Source organism: Bifidobacterium ramosum, assembly GCF_009299505.1.
Taxonomy (GTDB): Bacteria; Actinomycetota; Actinomycetes; order Actinomycetales; family Bifidobacteriaceae; genus Bifidobacterium; species Bifidobacterium ramosum.
Window position 1 is genome coordinate 103,075 of record NZ_WBSM01000003.1, and the last position, 17,115, is coordinate 120,189.

Consider the following 17,115-nt stretch of genomic DNA (forward strand, 5'->3'; position numbering starts at 1 on the left):
TTACGGTCTCTTGCACCGCCTACAACGGCCGTAACTCAACAGGATCGCCGCAAACATGTTGAGTTACGGCCTTCCGAGCCCTGCGCAACGACCGTAATTCAACAAGATCGGGATGCCGACGTTGAGGTACGGTCGCTCTCAGGCTCCATAACGGCCTTATCTCAACAACGCCGTCCCCGCAACGCCTTCATCCGTCCATCACCGAAACCCCTGAAAAGACCCACAGAAAGACCGACCATGCCCACCACCTACGATCCGTCCACCGACTACCACGCGCTCAACGCGATGCTCAACCTGTACGACGAGCACCACCGCATCCAGTTCGGCAAGGACAAGGAGGCCGAACGCGCGTACGTCGCCAGCGAGATCGAGCCGAACACACGCCGCTTCGACTCCACCGCCGAGCGCCTCGCCTACCTGATCGACAACCAGTATTACGAGGCCCGCGTCTTCGAGCAGTACTCCCCCGAGTTCCTCGACTCGTTCTACGCGCGCGCGGCCGCCAGCAACTACGAATTCGAGACGTTCCTCGGCACGTTCAAGTTCTTCCGCTCCTACGCGCTCAAGTCGTTCGATGGCAAGCAGTATCTCGAGGACTTCCCGCAGCGTTGCGCCGCGGTCGCGCTTGCGCTGGCCGCCGGCGACGAAGACGCCGCCGTCAGGTACCTCGACGAGATGATCGCCGGCCGCTTCCAGCCGGCCACTCCCACGTTCCTCAACCTCGGCAAGGCGCAGCGCGGCGAGCCGGTCAGCTGCTTCCTCGTACGCATCGAAGACAACATGGAGTCGATCTCGCGCGGCATCAACGCGGCCCTGCAGCTGTCCAAGCGCGGCGGCGGCGTGGCCCTGCTGCTGAGCAACCTGCGCGAACTCGGCGCGCCGATCAAGCACATCGAGAACCAGTCGAGCGGTGTTGTGCCGGTCATGAAGCTGCTCGAGGACTCGTTCTCGTACGCGAACCAGCTCGGCGCGCGCCAGGGTGCGGGCGCGGTGTACCTGAGCGCGCATCACCCCGACATCATGCGCTTCCTCGACACCAAGCGCGAGAACGCGGACGAAAAGATCCGTATCAAGTCGCTCGCGCTCGGCGTGGTCGTGCCGGACATCACGTTCGAGCTGGCCAAGCAGAAGGCGCAGATGGCGCTGTTCAGCCCGTACGACGTCGAGCGCGTGTACGGCAAGCCGTTCGCCGACGTGCCGATCAGCGAGAACTACGAGAAGATGATCGCAGATGATCGCATCCGCAAAACCTACATCGACGCGCGCAAGTTCTTCACAACCCTCGCCGAGCTGCAGTTCGAATCCGGCTACCCGTACATCGTGTTCGAGGACACCGTCAACCGTGCCAACCCGATCGACGGCCGCGTGACCATGTCGAACCTGTGCTCCGAAATCCTGCAGGTGCAGGAGCCGAGCGCCTACAACGAGGACCTCACCTACGCGCACGTCGGCCGCGACATCTCCTGCAACCTCGGCTCGCTCAACATCGCCAAGGCGATGGACGGCGGTCTCGGCGGCACGGTCGAGACGGCGATCCGCGCGCTCACGTCGGTCGCCGAGCAGACCAGCATCAACGCGGTGCCGTCGATCCGCCGCGCCAACGAGGAAGGCCACGCGATCGGCCTCGGTCAGATGAACCTGCACGGCTTCCTCGCGCGCGAAGGCATCCAATACGGCTCCGACGAGGCGCTCGATTTCACCGACATGTACTTCATGACCGTCGCCTACCACGCGTACCGCGCATCGCACGACCTCGCGGTGAGCCGCGGCCGCGCGTTCGTCGGCTTCGAGCGTTCCGCATACGCGAAGCCGGCCGGTCAGGGCAACTATTTCGACAAGTACACGGACGGCCGACGTTCGCTCGAGCCGCGCACCGATCGCGTGCGCGATCTGTTCGCGAAGTACGGCGTCGCGATCCCGACCGTCGCCGATTGGGAGGCGCTGCGCGACGAGATCCTGCGCGACGGCATCTACAACCAGAACCTGCAGGCCGTGCCGCCGACCGGATCGATCTCGTACATCAATCACAGCACGTCGTCGATCCACCCAATCGTCTCCAAGATCGAGATTCGCAAGGAAGGCAAGATCGGCCGCATGTACTACCCCGCGCCGTACATGACGAACGAGAACCTCGAATACTTCCAGGACGCGTACGAGATCGGCTGGAAGGCGATCGTTGACACGTACGCGGAGGCGACGCAGCACGTCGACCAGGGACTCTCGCTCACGCTGTTCTTCCCCGACACGGCCACCACGCGCGACGTGAACAAAGCGCAGATCTACGCATGGCGCAAGGGCATCAAGACCCTGTACTACATCCGCATCCGCCAGCAGGCCCTCGAAGGCACCGAGGTTCAGGGCTGCGTGTCGTGCATGCTGTAAACGAAAGGAACCCGCATGTCGAAGACCCTCTATCGTGCGCTCCTGCGCCTCACCGTACCGGAAGAATTCGCCGACCACGACGAACGCCGCGACGACACCGCCATCAACGAGTAGCCATCAACGAGTAGCCATCAACGAGTAGAAAAGAGCACACCATGGCACCGATCTCCGTCCCACGCAAACCGCTGAAGCTCATCGACCGCGTCAGCGCGATCAACTGGAACAAACTCGAGGACGAGAAGGACCTCGAGGTCTGGGACCGCCTCACCGGCAACTTCTGGCTGCCCGAGAAGGTCCCCGTCTCCAACGACATCCCCAGCTGGCAGGCGATGAGCGAGGAGGAGCACACGCTCACCATGCGCGTGTTCACCGGACTCACGCTGCTCGACACCATCCAGGGCACGGTCGGCGCGGTTTCGCTGATCCCGGACGCGCTCACCCCGCACGAGGAGGCCGTGTACACGAACATCGCGTTCATGGAATCCGTGCACGCGAAGTCGTATTCGAGCATCTTCTCGACGCTGTGCTCGAGCGAGCAGATCGACGCCGCGTTCGCGTGGAGCGAGGAGAACGAGTACCTGCAGAAGAAGGCGCAGATCGTGCTCGACTACTACGAGGGCGACAGCCCGCTCAAGCGCAAGGTCGCCTCGACGCTGCTCGAGTCGTTCCTGTTCTACTCGGGCTTCTACCTGCCGATGTACTTCTCGAGCCACGCGAAGCTCACGAACACGGCCGACGTGATCCGCCTGATCATCCGCGACGAGGCCGTGCACGGCTACTACATCGGATACAAGTACCAGCGCGGCTTGGAACTGGTGGGCGACGCGAAGCGCGAGGAGCTGCGCGAGTACACGTACGACCTGCTCAACGAGCTGTACGACAACGAAGTGGAGTACACCGAGTCGCTGTACGACGGGGTCGGGCTCACGGAGGATGTGGAGAAGTTCCTGCGCTACAACGGCAACAAGGCGCTCATGAACCTCGGTTACCCGGCGCTGTTCCCGGCGGAGATCTGCGACGTGAACCCGGCGATCATCGCATCGCTGTCACCGAACGCGGACGAGAACCACGACTTCTTCTCGGGTTCCGGCTCGTCGTATGTGATGGGCAAGGCCGAGGAGACCGACGACGAGGACTGGGATTTCTGATCGTTCGGTGGGGCTCAGCGGGATTTGACGAGGCCGGCGGGATTCCGCGGGATTTGACGTGATTCACCGAGGCCCGGCGGGTCAGCGCAGCAGCTTTCTCGAAGCTAAGAGGCAGATTTCGCCGACTGATCAGGTCTTTCTCCAAACTGAGAGGCAGGGTGTGGGAGGTACTCCCGCGCCCTGCGTTCGTTGCTGGCGAAGTATCGACGATTGTGGAACCGGTGTAGGCGGACAACTGCCTCTCAGTGTGCGAAAAGACCACTGCAACGAGGAAAATCTGCCTCTCAGTTTGAAGAAAGACCCATTATTGGCCCCGAAGCCCGCAAGTGCGGAACGCGGGCGCTCGCCGTCACCGCACAATGAGCACGCTGTTGCGCTGATCGTAGACGCAGTTATCGTCGATCGGTATGCCGGCGAGGTCGTCGGTCGTGTACTGCTCGGCGCAGGCGAGCCGCGTTTGCGGATCGACGGCGTCCCGGCCGACGACACGCAGCCGGCCGCCGCTCACCTGCATGATCGTCCAACAGACGTCGGCTTCGCCGCCGGTCAGCTCCAACACCTTGAATACGCGGGTCAGGCCGGCAGGGAACAGTATGACCGTGATGCGGAAATCCGGATCCTCCAATTCCAGATCGCGGTTGTCGTGCGGCTTGCGGACGAGCTGCAGCGCGGTGTCATCACCGAGGGCCACGCCGACCATGTCGCGCGGCAGCCGCTTCGTCACCGATCGCACTGCCAACGTCACCACGGCGGTCACCACAATGATTCCGACGGCGGCCAGCGCATATTCCTGCGGCGGCAACGGCCAGCTGACCGACCAGCGCGTCACCCACACGCCAGCGACGCACATCGCGGCGATCACCATCACCACGAATGCCGGACCGAAGGTCTGCCACAGTCGCCGCCGGATGAGCCGGCGCACGGGTCGACGCTCACCCTGCCATTCCTCCCCTGCCGCGGCCGGTTCGCCACGCCGCACGACGCTGTTTCCCATAGTTTCACTATAAGGACGGCGTTACCGAGACATGCCCGCGCGCAGTATCCGATCCGCTGCACCGCACCAGCCGCGCCACACCAGCACGACACGCGTATGCCACGCCAGCGGCACACAGCAGTTCGACGATCAAGAGGCTGATTCCACCGATCGTCGAAGGCGGACACCTCAGGAGGTAGCGGGCAACTGCTCCCACGCAGGCAGTCGGTGCAGCGCACGGATGACATTGCACCGGGCAAGCAAGTCGCTGTCAGCCGAGCACATGGTGGGATACCACATGCGACGGCGAAGCTTGGCCCCCGCGCCTGCGCCGCCACGCAGCAGCACCGCCTCACTACTCCCGTACTGGAAGTGAAGATGGCTGAGCAGTCCGCCTTCGGTCAGCTCGGCGCGAGCCGGCATCGGATCCATCGCGATGAGCACGCGGAACGGACTTCCGGCCGGCGCGGAGTCGGCGTGGAAGACGTAGCACGGCTTGCCTTCGAGCCCGCGGTCGATCATGTGGTCAAGCTGGTAGGCGTAGCGTCCGATCACCGTGGATTCGTCGCTGCGCCATTCGAGCGCGAATCCGTTGCCCGCGTTCTCGCCGTATTCCAACGGTTCGATATGCCATCCGGCGATCGGCGTGTGCCGGTTTTCGCGGCCGGTGGTGCGGCACGCCCAGCGCCAGAATCGGCGGATGCTGCCGCCGAAGAACGGCAATATGAGCGAGAACGCGGACCAGTGCCCGCGCATCGCCGCCTCGGCGTCCGCCCATGCGCGTTCGATGGCGGGGTCGCGGCTATCGATGAGCTGTTCGAAGCTGATCCAGTCGCCGATCCATTCGGCCGGGTCGAAGGTGGTCATTGTCTGCACTCCTTGCGTGAAATCATGACGTCAAACGTCTCGCTCGTATCGCACTTGGTTACGTGAGTTACGGTCGTTGTTAGGCCTGCAGACGGCCGTATCTCAACACTATCGCGACCATACCGTTGAGTTACGGCCGTTTTCAACGGTTAGGGAGACCGTATCTCAACAGTATCTCGCCGCTGTCATTGAGATACGGTCGTTTTCAGCGGCCGCGGAGACCGTAACTCAATAACAGGGTGATCATGTCATTGAGTTACGCCCCCACCTCCCGGTCCAGATCGATGATCCGGTCGCACCACAACGCGGCGAGTTCCTCGTCGTGCGTGACGACGAGCACGGCCTTGCCCCGATCGGCCAATCCCCGCAGCAGCGCGCCGACCTGCATCATATGCGCGCGGTCGAGTCCGCTGGTCGGCTCGTCGAGCACGATGAGCTCCTTGCCACACATGATCGCCGACACGATCGCCAGCCGCTGTTTCTGCCCGCCCGACAGACTCATCGGATGGCGTTCCGCGAACGGCAGCAGATCGAGCGATTCCAGCACGCGATCGGCCTGCTCGCCGAGCGTTGCGGGATGAAGGTACGGTGTTGCTGATGGTTGCACGTCGGTATTGCCGTCGCGCACAGACATACCGTGTGATGCCGCGCCGGAGGAAGACGATTGAGCTGCGTTCAACGGTGCGATCGGTACATCAACCGGCTGCCGGATCACGTCGTCCGCATCGCCGAGGCCGAGCAGCAGTTCCTCGCGCACGCTGTCGGCGAAGAGCTGATAGTTGACGTCCTGCATGACGAGGAATCCGGCGCGGGTGAGCGCGGTCGGACGCGCCGGAGCATCGTGCAGCAGGATCCGCCCGGCGAGTGGCCGCTGCAGGCCGCACAACGTGCGCACCAGCGTACTTTTGCCGGCACCGTTGCGGCCCATGAGCCCGACGATCTCGCTGCCGTACAGCGTGATATCGGCGATGTCGCGCCGGAATGCGCGACGATAGCCGACGGTGAGATCGTGCGTCGCGATGATAGGAACGTTGCCGATGACAAACGACTGACATTCCGTTTGCGGCTCGGAAGGATCGGCAAGCACGGACGCAACAGACGGATGCCGACCTGCCGAATCGATGACCGGACCGACCGACGACGCAGCCGGCATATCGGACGATGTTTCGGTCTTTGCGATAGCCAACGGCTGCGATGTTCCCTGTTCCGAAGGGAGTCCGTCATTGAGATCGTGAGCCGGCAACGGATGTCCGACCGGTGTTCTTTCAGCCATCTCGCCACCGTCCGGCACAATACCGGCCACGCCGGTTTTCGCCTGCAAGGCCGCGCGGTACGGCGCGAGATCGATCGCCCGCAGTCCCCACGCTTCGAGCTGCTCCGCCAGGAGCTTCCCGAACTCGGCGGCCGTATATTCGCCCGCCACCGCACCGCCGTCGAACCGCACGTACCGGTCGATCAGATCGGCGCACCACGCGAGCCGGTGCTCGGCGATCACGACCGTCACGCCGTCTCGTTTCAGTTCCGCGACCATGTTGTGCAGGTCGCGCATCGCGGTCGCGTCGAGGTTGCTGGTCGGCTCGTCCATCACGATGACCTGCGGGTGCAGCATGGTCGCCGCGGCGACCGCGAGCCGCTGTTTTTCGCCACCGGACAGCGTGAAGACACTGCGATCGAGCAGATGCTCGATGCCGAATCGCCGCGCGACTTCGGCGACCCGCGCACGAATGTCGGCGGACGGCATGCCGATGTTCTCGCATGGGAACGCGAGTTCGCTGGTCGTGTCGGCGTTGAAATACTGCGTTTTCGGGTTCTGGAAGACGCTGCCGACGAGCGGCACGAGCGATTCGATCGGCACGTTCTCCGCACCGTTCGCACCGTCGCCGCCCAGTCCGCAGACGAATTGCGTTCCGGTCAGCGGACCGTGGAAGAAGTTCGGGATGAGTCCGTTGACAAGCCGCGTGACGGTGGTTTTGCCGCATCCGGATTGCCCACACAGCATGACGGTTTCGCCGGGGCGGATGACGAGATTGACGTGGGAGAGGGCGAGATCGGCGGGAGACGTTGCATTGCCGGACGCGAAGTCTGCGACCGTCGGATTGGCAGCCCCGACACCGGTATCGTCGTGCGTGTATTGGAACGATGTGTCGGAAATCGTGATAATGGGGGCGGATGGCGATGATGCGGCGCGGGATGGGATTGTTCCGCTCGTTTCGCCCGATCGAGGCGACATAGTGGAAGACGGTTCGCTCACAGCACACCTCCGATCGCGAGCGCCATCGGCGCGGTGCACACGGCCATGGTCGCCCAGTCGAACCAGCGCATGCGGATGACGGTCATGCAGGTGTGTTCACCGGCGATGCCGAGTCCTTTGGTGAGCGCCGCGACGGACAGGTCGCGTGAGACGAACGTCGCGTTCATGAGCAGCGGCACGATGATGAACTCCAATGATTGCACCGGGTGACGCACGAGTGCGAATCGTCCGGCCGCGATGCCGCGCAGAGCCATCGCGTTGCGGATCTGCCGATAGTCGTGCGCGATGGTCGGGAAGAACCGGATGACGACCATGCATGGGATGACGATCATCTCGGGCACGCGCATGCGCCGCATCGCGCACACGAACTCGCTGATCGAGGTCGTGGTGAACGCATATGCGCCGGTGATCAGGCACGGCATCATCATGCGGATGCCGACCGACAGCAGTCCGGCGACGTGACCGACGGTCGCCCATGCGGCCGCCGTGCCATCGCCGACGTTCGCGCCGCCGTCCATCATGCTGATCAACGATCCGCCGGAACCGCCGCCCGCACCGTCCAACGTCACCGCGTCCGACCACAGTCCCAACCCGAGCAGCGCGAAGTACAGCACCGCCAGACGCAGTCCGTTCCGCCACCGTCCGGCCGCGAACAGCGGCAGCAGGAACAGCGCGACCATGATCGCCTCGCCGCGCGTGTCTACGTGAAAGAACAGCAGCAGGTTCGCGAGCAGCAGCAGGTACAGTTTCGCGCGCGGGTCGAGACGCAGGCCGGCGCGCGGCCCGGACCGGCCGACGGGAACGTCGGTCATCAGGCGATGCCGGCCTTGACGAAATGCTTCTTGAGGATGCGCTGGCCGAACCAGCCGCCGATCAGACCGCACACGAGGATCGCGACCATCGCCACGAAAAACGAGCCGACGCTGATCTGCGAGAACAGGTCGTTGATGTACGCCGCGCTTTTGCCGCGGGCCTCGAGCGAGGCGACATACGCGTCCTTCATGAACCACAGCGGCAGGATCGGGCCGGTCAGGCCGTAGCAGAACACGACGTAGCCGATGAGGATGGTGACGCGGTTCCGGTAGTTGCCGATGCGGGCGATGAGGTCGCCGGCGAGCGGAAAGACAACGCTCGCGACGAACGAGAGCGCGAAATGGCCGGAGACGAACAGGAACAGGCCGATCACGACGCCCATGACGGTGATGCCGCCGAACTTGCCGACGCGCGCGACCGAGAGCATGAACACCGGGCCGCAGATGAGCGCGGCGACGGCGGGCAGGAAGATCGTGCCCGCACCGGCGACGAGGGTGGAGACGAGCGTGGCGACGCACACGCACACGAAGTAGAGGGCGGTGAAGATGCCGATCGAGATGAGGTCGGGGATGGCGAGGCGGGAGGACTTGGCGGCCGGTGCGGGCTGCTGCGTGGACCGCTGCGACGCGGGCTGGGCGGGTTGACTGACGTTGGGCTGGGTCATGCGATCTCCGATACGGGTATATGCAGGCTGCGTTTCCGATATCGACGGAACACGCGAAACGGACAAACTCCCCTCAATCTATCGGGCTTCCGCCCGCAACACAATACCCCCGTTCTCCGTCGGCACCGCTCACTCCCGATCGTCCCTCATCCGCGTGGCAGAAAACGCTCGCCAGGCATGCCCTCAGCGAGCGAAAACCGCCACGCGCAACCGTGCGTGGCGGAAATGTCTCGCTGAGACCGTGTCTGGCGAGCGTTTTCTGCCACGCACCGTTCCTAGTGGCGGTTTTCGCTCGCTGAGCGTACCGTCAGCGAGCGTTTTCTGCCACGCGAAGGAGGCAGCACGACCGACAGGCCGTACCGCACCTCTGCCCGCACCCGCGCGCACCTACGCACGGCCGGCCTTGGATGGATCGAGGGTCATGGTCTGGAAGCGGTTCGCCATGAACTCGTCGCCGAAATGCCGCGCGAAGAAGTCCGAGACCGGCGAGTCGGCAGCGATACCGGCCATCCGCGAATACCACGCGTCGAGCGCCATCACCGTCATCGTCGCATCCACGATCATGAACACGAGGCATACGAGCGTGAGCGTGTACCGCCACCCCCACGGAATCCGCTGGATCAGCGCGAGCAGCCGCGGCAGGATCAGCTTGACCCACGCCAGCCCCAGCAGTCCCCAGAAGAACATGTACTTACCCGACGTGCGCCCGTCGATCGACAGCCACTGGCCGGTGTAGTCCCACGCGGTGATGCCGAACGCGACCTCCATGAACCAGCTCGTCAGGTATTCGAACGTGCCGCCGATCACCGCGCTCGCGCAGAAGATCAGCAGCCAGTTCGCGCGCCACAGACGGTTGAGCAGCACGGTCAGGATCACCGCGCCACAGCCGTAGATCGGCGAGAACGGGCCCCACAGCAGGCCCGCGCGATCCTGCCATTCGCCACCGTACAGCGCGAAATGGTAGAGCGTTTCGATCGCGAGCCCGAACACGCAGCCGACCATGAACAGCCAGAAGATATTGAAGAAGTCGAGCGAGATGTAGCCTTTGCCACTCAGGTCGCGGCCGGGCATGCCTTGGGCGAGCGCGCGTTCGTATTCCGAGCGCCTGTCCATATGCCAGAGCGCGGTTTTGAGACGACGTTCCTCGCGCAGCGCCGGATCGACGGTGACGGACAGCGCGACGAGGATCACGAGCTGGACGATCGGCAGGAACAGCGGCGGTTTGAGGCCGTCGAGCGCAACCGCGAACAGTCCTTCGGCGATGGTGAGTGGGATGAGCGCCTCGATCCAGCGGGCCGCGTGCTTGCGCCGGTTGAGCAGCAGCAGGATGCCGAAGATCATGAGGATGACGGTGGTGACCGAGTTCGTGCCGGCGGACAGCCAGCTGAGGATGGCGGTAAGGTCGGGCTGCGTGACGACGACCTGTCCGGAGACGAGTGCGCGGACGACGGCGACTACGGTGAGCACGATGACCGGGACGGTGGTGATGCCGTAGACGACGAGCACGATGCCGTAGATGCGGGTGATCAGCGGGAGACGTTCGTCGTCGATGTCGACGATGCCGTCGCCGTTCACGTCGCCGGGGATCGGCTCAGCGGATTCTGCGAGCTCTGTGGGGATCGGCCCAGCGGGGATCGGTTCGGCGAGTTTGTTGTGCGCTGACGTTTCGCTCATGCCATCCACGCTATCAGCGCCGGCGGATGGCATGATTGTCTGACGACACACAGCCGTTCCAACGGATCCGCACGCCTTACTCTTCAACGGACAACCAGCCGATTTTGGAGCGAGAATCGGCCGGTTGTCCGTTGGAGGTCAGGAACGAGTCATACGAACGACCGTACGTCATACGTCCACCCCCAACGGACATACAGCCGATTTGGCGGCGGAAACGGCTGGATGTCCGTGAAGAGTAAGGCGTAAGTGCCATGGGATGTTCCTCAGTGAGCGAGGCCCTCTCTCTGACGGACATGCAGCCGTTTCCGCCGCCAAATCGGCTGTATGTCCGTCAGAAGACCGGAACGCCCGCATACGCAAACGGGTATGCTCCGCTTCCTCAACGGACAACCAGCCGTTTCCACCATCCGAATCGGCTGTATGTCCGTTGGAGGGACAAAGTTCCACGGGTGGCGTTACGCTACTTGATGCGTAGCGCTACGGATTGCGTAGCACTACATGCGATGTCACCCGACGTCACATGACGTCACATGACGTCACCCGACGCTACGTGACGTCACGCAATATCACGCGACATCACACGAGTTGCGCGACATCACCCAACGTCGCGCATCCGATACCACCGCCAACCGAAAGGGACGCCATGAGCACCGTGCTGAAGATCCTGCGCCGCGACGCACTGCGTCTGCTGCGCGTGCCGACCGCGTGGGTCATCATCATCGGCATCACCGTGATCCCCGCGCTGTACGCATGGTTCAACATCGTCGGTTTCTGGGACCCGTACAGCAACACCAAGGGCGTGCAGGTCGCCGTCGCCAACAACGACGCCGGCACCAGCGACGCGATGCTCGGCGATCTCGACCTCGGCGACCAACTCGTCGACCAGCTCAAGGCGAACCACGACCTCGGCTGGCGGTTCGTCAGCGAATCCGAGGCGATCGCGCAGGTCGAATCCGGCGAAAGCTACGCCGCGATCGTCATCCCGAAAACGTTCAGCGAGGACATGGCCGGCGTGATCACGAACGGCGAAGATCGACCGACGCTCGAATACTACGTCAACGAGAAGGCGAACGCGGTCGCCCCGAAGATCACCGACACCGGTGCATCCACGGTCGACACGCAGGTCAACAACGCATTCGTCTCAACCGCGAGCAAGGTCATCTCCGACGTGGTCAACCAGGCCGGAGACACGATCGCCGCGCAGACGGACGACACCACGCAGCAAACGATCGCACAACTCAACGCCACCAAGCAGAAGATCGCCAAGGCACGCACGTCGATCGCCGATCTGACCGACGCACTCGACCAGATTCCCACCAAGACCAAGGACGCCCGCGCCACGATCGCGCAGACGAAACTCGCCGCCGCGAACGCCGGCAGCACGCTGCAATCGACCGCGAAGCTCATCACCGACGCACAGAACACCGCGCGCGGCACGATCAGCAGCACCAGCGCAGCCATCGATCAGGGCACGAACCTGCTGTCGCAGGCCAGCGCGAAGGCGAACGTCGGCATCGCGGCGATCACCGGCGGCATGACCAGCGCGAACGCGGCGGTCGGCGACGCACTCACCGTCGCCAAGCAGGCCAACGACGCGACCGGCAAACTCATCGAACAGCTCAAGCAGCTGCCGTCCACCAGCGTCACCGCGGATCTCATCGCCAAACTCGAGGCGCAGCACACGAAGATCGGCGACTCGGTCAGCCGACTCACCAAACTCAACACCGACACCGGCACGCTGATCAGCGACACGGCCAGTTCCGCCGACGCGATGAACACGGCCACGCAGACCGCGCTCGACCAGACTGCCAACGCCCGCAAGACCATCGCGAACACCGCCGCACCGCAGCTCGGCGACGGCCTCGACTCGCTCGCCGACACCGCGAACGGCCTCGCGAACACCGTCACCAACCAGGACGCGCTCATCACGCAGACCGAAACCGTGCTCGACCAGCTCGATCAGGCCGCGGCCAACACCACGCAAGCGCTCACACAAACCGATGCGGGCCTCGCGAAGGTCGAGTCGAAACTCGACACCACCGCCACCGATCTGGCAACGTTGGCATCGACGAACACGCTTGCCGACCTGCTCGGCACCGACGGCAAGCTCAACGTCTCCGCGATCTCCGAGTTCATGCTCTCCCCCACCGTGCTCACCACGAAAACCGTGTATCCGGTGGCCACGTACGGCTCCGGCATGGCGCCGCTGTTCACGAACATGGCGCTGTGGGTGGGCGCGTTCGCGTTGATGGTGATCGTCAGGCTCGAGGTCGATGACGAAGGGCTTGACGCGGAGCCTACCGCGAGCGAACGCTATCTCGCGCGGTTCCTGCTGCTCGCCGTGCCGGCCGCCGCGCAGGGCCTCGTCACTACGGCCGGCGACCTGATCCTCGGCGTGCAGACCGTGAACGCGCCGCTGTTCCTGCTCACCGGCGTCGTCACGTCGCTCGCGTATCTGAGCCTGATCTACATGCTCTCGACCACGCTCATGCACGTCGGCAAGGGCCTGTGCGTGGCGCTCATCATCGTGCAGATTCCGGGCGCGTCTGGCCTGTACCCGATCGAGATGATGCCGGGCTTCTACCGCGGGCTGTACCCGTTCTTCCCGTTCACGTATTCGATCGGCGCGTTCCGCGAGACGATCGGCGGGTTCTACGGCAACCACTGGCTGCGCGACATCGCGATGCTGCTCGTGTTCGCGGTCGTCTCGTTCGCGATCGGGCTCGCGGTGCGGCCGCTGCTGACGAATCTGAACCGGCTGTTCGCGCGGCAGCTTGCGGAAAGCGACATGTTCGTCGGCGAGGAGGTGCAGCTGCCGGACCGTCCGTTCAGCATGGCTCAGGCGATCCGCATGCTCGCGGACAAGGACGTGTACCGCGCGGGCGTCGAACGGCGTGCGGCCGCGTTCATGACGCGCTATCCGCGGCTACGTCGCGGCGCGCTCGTGGCCGGACTGGCTGTTCCCGCCGTGCTTGCAGTGACGTTCTCATTCGTGGCCGGCGCGAACGACGCGAGTTCGATCGGCGTGAAGCTCGCCGCGTTGGCGACGTGGATCGTATGGATTCTACTCATCATCGGATTCCTCATGACGATCGAACTGATGCGCGACAGTCTCGAGCGGCAGACGCGGCTCGGCACGCTGAGCGACGATGCGATCCGCGACGTGCTCTATCGGCGCAAACGTTCGCACAGACGGCCCGCGCACACGACGGCCGCTGCCGCATCCACCGCGGCCGCAGCATCAGCCGCACGCACCGACGCAACAAACGCAACCCGCACCCCGCACATCACACACACGAACCACACGGAAGGCAGGCACGCGAAGTGAACGCGATCATCACACTGTTCGTCGGCGATCTCAAACGCATCACCAGCAACGTCGTCTCGATCATCATCGTGATCGGCCTGGTCACCATCCCCGGCCTGTTCTCGTGGTTCAACATCGCCGCGAGCTGGGATCCGTTCTCGAACACCGGCAACCTCAAATTCGCGGTCGCCAGCGTGGACGAGGGCTACCAGTCCGACCTGATCCCGGTCAAGATCACCGTCGGCGACTCGGTCGTCAACGCCCTGCGCGCGAACAGCCAGCTCGACTGGACGTTCACGACTGAAAGCGATGCAATCGATGGCACGAAATCCGGCGAATACTACGCGGCCGTCATCATCCCGAAGGACTTCTCCGAGAAGATGATGACGTTCTTCACGGCCGACACCGTGAGCCACGCGAAGCTCACGTACTACACGAACGAGAAGGCCAACGCGCTCGCGCCGAAGGTGACCGGGCAGGGCGCGGATCAGGTCGCCGCGCAGGTCAACGAAACGTTCGCGCAGACGATCGCCGGCACCGCGCTGTCGATCGCGTCGAGTCTGCTCGATCGGCTCGACGACCCGCAGGCCGCGCAGATGATCGGCTCATTCACTACGAAAATCGCCGATTTCGCGGACGACTTAGACGATACGGCCGCGATGCTGACCATGTACGGCACGCTCACCGATTCGGCCGGATCGCTGATGTCGAGTTCGGTCGAGCTGATCGACACCGCATCGGGTTCGGCGGCGGACGTCAAGTCGCAGGTCGACTCGGCGAAGTCGGGGGCGGCGACGGTGAGCGACGCGCTCGCCTCGGCTTCGGACACGATGACGGACGCGTTGAAGACCAGCGCGAACAGTTTCGACGCGGTGTCGAACAGCATCGACGACGTGTACGCGAGCGCGAGCAAGTCGAGCGACGATCTTGCGGCATCACTGGCCGCACAGGCTGCGAACGTTGACAGACAACGTGCGCAGTACCAGTCGATCCGCGACACGGTCGCCGCGCTCGATCCGGCCACGACGATCGGTTCGGACGCGCAGTCCACGCTGCTGGACGGACTGGACCGGGTGATCGCTCGGCAGACCGCGTTGCGCGACGCACTGAACGACGCGGCGAGCGATCTGACGTCGAAGACCGCGGATGCGACGGCCAAACGGCAGCAGATCAAGGATCTTGCGGATCAAGCTAAGGCGAGCGTCACGTCGGTGCAGTCGGACTTCAACAAGTCGCTCAAACCGCAGATCGACGCGCTGACCTCGTCGGTGAACGATCTGGCCGGCACGCTGACGTCCGGTTCGACTTCGGCCGCGGACGCGATCGACGGGCTGCGCGACACCGCGGACTCGGCCGGCACCAAACTCGCGGACGTCAAGACCACGCTGAACGAGACGGCCGCGACGCTCACGGCCGCGAGCGCAAAGCTGAGTGACTTCAGTACGAAGATGAAGGACGCGCTGAACAGCGGCGACATGGCGCAGGTGCGCGACCTGCTCGGCTCGGACACGGACGCGACGGCGGCGACGCTGGCCGCGCCGGTACAGCTGAAGCGCAAGGCGATCTTCCCGGTCGCGAACTTCGGCAGCTCGCTCGCGCCGCTGTACACGTTCCTGCCGCTGTGGGTCGGATCGCTGCTCATGGCCGTGACACTGAAGACCTCGGTGTCGCGGCGCGTGCGCGACGGACTGGAGACCGCGATCGGCCGGCCGGTGCGGCCGCACGAACTGTATCTGGGCCATTACGGTGTGTTCGCAACGATCGCGCTGCTGCAAAGCACGGTGTCGTGCGGCGGCACGCTGCTGTTCATGCGGATTCAGGCCGTGCATCCGTGGCTGTTCATGCTTGACGGCTGGATGAGTTCGCTCGTGTACTCGTTCTTCGCGTACACGATGGTGGCGAGTTTCGGCAACGTTGGCAAGGCGATCGGCGTGCTGTACCTCGTGGTGCAGATCTGCGGGTCGGGTGCGGCGTATCCGTTGCAGATCCTGCCCGATTTCGTTGGTGCGCTCAGTCCGTGGCTGCCAGTGACGCATTCGGTGACGATGGTGCGCGCGGCGATCGCCGGGATCTACGCGAACGACTACTGGATCGCGCTGGAACGGCTGCTGCTGTTCGTGCCGCCGCTGCTGCTGCTCGGACTGGTGCTGCGCAAGCCTTTGATCGGCTTCAACAAGTGGTACGTGGCGCAGGTCGAAAGCACGAAGCTGCTGTGATCCGTCGCGTCTGTCGCACTCGCCGAGTGCGGGGCCGCATCCGCACGTGTCATATATCGCACGTCATATCATGAACATACCGAAGAAGAAGGAACCATGACCGCCTCAACATCATCCGCCACCCCGCCGCGCGCCACGCGCACGCGCGAGGCGACCGACCGCAAGATCACGCAGGCCACGCTCGACATCCTCGTCTCGGACGGCATCGGCGCGATGACCATCGAGGAGGTGTCGCGCCGGTCCGGTGTTGCGAAAACCACGATCTATCGTCGTTACCGCAACACGGACGATCTGCTGCACCACCTGCAGATCGAGGCGGTGCACCTGCCGGAGTTCGGTCATCTGGACACCACACGTGCCGGTTTGCAGACGCTGCTGGAACGTGTCGCAGCCAGTTTCAACGACGAGATCGGGCTGAAGGCCGTGGGCGCAGTGCTGTCGACCAGTAATCAGGCCGTGCACGGTCTGGCGCGACAGATCATCGACCCGGCGCAACAGCGGTTCGCGCAGTTCATCGCGCGCGGCGTGGAGGCTGGCGCGTTCCGCAGCGACGCGGACGCGCGGTTCCTGTTCGACACGACGCTCGGCTCGATGCTCGCCGCCAAGGCGCTCACCCCCGACGCCGCCGGCGACTGGCCCGAACGCATGACCGCTCTCCTGTGGCCCGCTATCGCACGTTCGTAATCCCGCGTATTCAGTCGCCGCACCGTTATCTCACGCGATGGCATTTCGCCACGTTTTACCATCGCGTGACGCGGCAGCAAGTCACGCGATGGTTTTGTAACGCTCAAATACCATCGCGTGACCCCACATACGCCCT

11 protein-coding genes are annotated in these 17,115 nt (G+C 64.0%); 5 read left to right on the top strand and 6 right to left on the bottom strand.

What is annotated here, in order from left to right; translation table 11 throughout:
• Window positions 1-237: 237 nt before the first annotated feature.
• Together nrdE and nrdF are read left to right on the top strand one after the other, a co-directional pair.
• On the top strand, window positions 238-2,382 hold the full coding sequence (nrdE, locus tag DSM100688_RS04600) for a class 1b ribonucleoside-diphosphate reductase subunit alpha (protein ID WP_152357979.1): 2,145 nt from the start codon (window positions 238-240) through the stop codon (window positions 2,380-2,382).
• A 155-nt stretch (window positions 2,383-2,537) separates the two neighbouring features.
• On the top strand, window positions 2,538-3,530 hold the full coding sequence (nrdF, locus tag DSM100688_RS04605) for a class 1b ribonucleoside-diphosphate reductase subunit beta (RefSeq protein WP_152357980.1): 993 nt from the start codon (window positions 2,538-2,540) through the stop codon (window positions 3,528-3,530).
• Between the two features lie 349 nt (window positions 3,531-3,879).
• Here the strand turns inward: nrdF and DSM100688_RS04610 are convergent, their stop codons facing one another.
• The 6 genes from DSM100688_RS04610 to DSM100688_RS04635 all read right to left on the bottom strand — a co-directional run bounded on the left by DSM100688_RS04610 (window position 3,880) and on the right by DSM100688_RS04635 (window position 10,805).
• The gene (locus DSM100688_RS04610) at window positions 3,880-4,524 is read right to left on the bottom strand and encodes a hypothetical protein (RefSeq protein WP_152357981.1); all 645 of its coding nucleotides are present in this window, start codon (window positions 4,522-4,524) and stop codon (window positions 3,880-3,882) included.
• A gap of 168 nt (window positions 4,525-4,692) precedes the next feature.
• Window positions 4,693-5,370, bottom strand: a complete 678-nt coding sequence (locus DSM100688_RS04615; protein WP_152357982.1) for a hypothetical protein — start codon at window positions 5,368-5,370, stop codon at window positions 4,693-4,695.
• A gap of 256 nt (window positions 5,371-5,626) precedes the next feature.
• A complete protein-coding gene (locus DSM100688_RS04620; protein ID WP_152357983.1) occupies window positions 5,627-7,600 on the bottom strand; it encodes an ATP-binding cassette domain-containing protein in 1,974 nt (657 codons plus the stop codon).
• A 17-nt stretch (window positions 7,601-7,617) separates the two neighbouring features.
• Complete coding sequence (locus DSM100688_RS04625) at window positions 7,618-8,433, bottom strand: energy-coupling factor transporter transmembrane component T family protein (protein ID WP_152357984.1); 816 nt, start codon at window positions 8,431-8,433, stop codon at window positions 7,618-7,620.
• On the bottom strand, window positions 8,433-9,098 hold the full coding sequence (locus DSM100688_RS04630; protein WP_152357985.1) for an MptD family putative ECF transporter S component: 666 nt from the start codon (window positions 9,096-9,098) through the stop codon (window positions 8,433-8,435). The genes DSM100688_RS04625 and DSM100688_RS04630 overlap by 1 nt, the downstream gene beginning before the upstream one ends.
• A gap of 387 nt (window positions 9,099-9,485) precedes the next feature.
• Window positions 9,486-10,805, bottom strand: coding sequence for a putative ABC transporter permease (locus tag DSM100688_RS04635; RefSeq protein WP_420837478.1), 1,320 nt, complete (start codon window positions 10,803-10,805; stop codon window positions 9,486-9,488).
• 610 nt (window positions 10,806-11,415) lie between these two features.
• On the opposite strand from DSM100688_RS04635, the gene DSM100688_RS04640 reads away from it, so the two are divergent.
• From DSM100688_RS04640 to DSM100688_RS04650, 3 genes are all read left to right on the top strand, one after another.
• Window positions 11,416-14,100 carry a YhgE/Pip domain-containing protein gene (locus DSM100688_RS04640; protein WP_152357987.1) on the top strand — a complete coding sequence of 895 codons (2,685 nt, stop codon included), beginning with the start codon at window positions 11,416-11,418 and terminating at the stop codon, window positions 14,098-14,100.
• Complete coding sequence (locus DSM100688_RS04645) at window positions 14,097-16,295, top strand: YhgE/Pip family protein (RefSeq protein WP_152357988.1); 2,199 nt, start codon at window positions 14,097-14,099, stop codon at window positions 16,293-16,295. The genes DSM100688_RS04640 and DSM100688_RS04645 overlap by 4 nt, the downstream gene beginning before the upstream one ends.
• A 96-nt stretch (window positions 16,296-16,391) precedes the next feature.
• Window positions 16,392-16,979: a TetR/AcrR family transcriptional regulator gene (locus DSM100688_RS04650; RefSeq protein WP_152357989.1), complete on the top strand. Its 588-nt coding sequence runs from the start codon at window positions 16,392-16,394 to the stop codon at window positions 16,977-16,979.
• The last annotated feature ends 136 nt before the right edge of the window (window positions 16,980-17,115 follow it).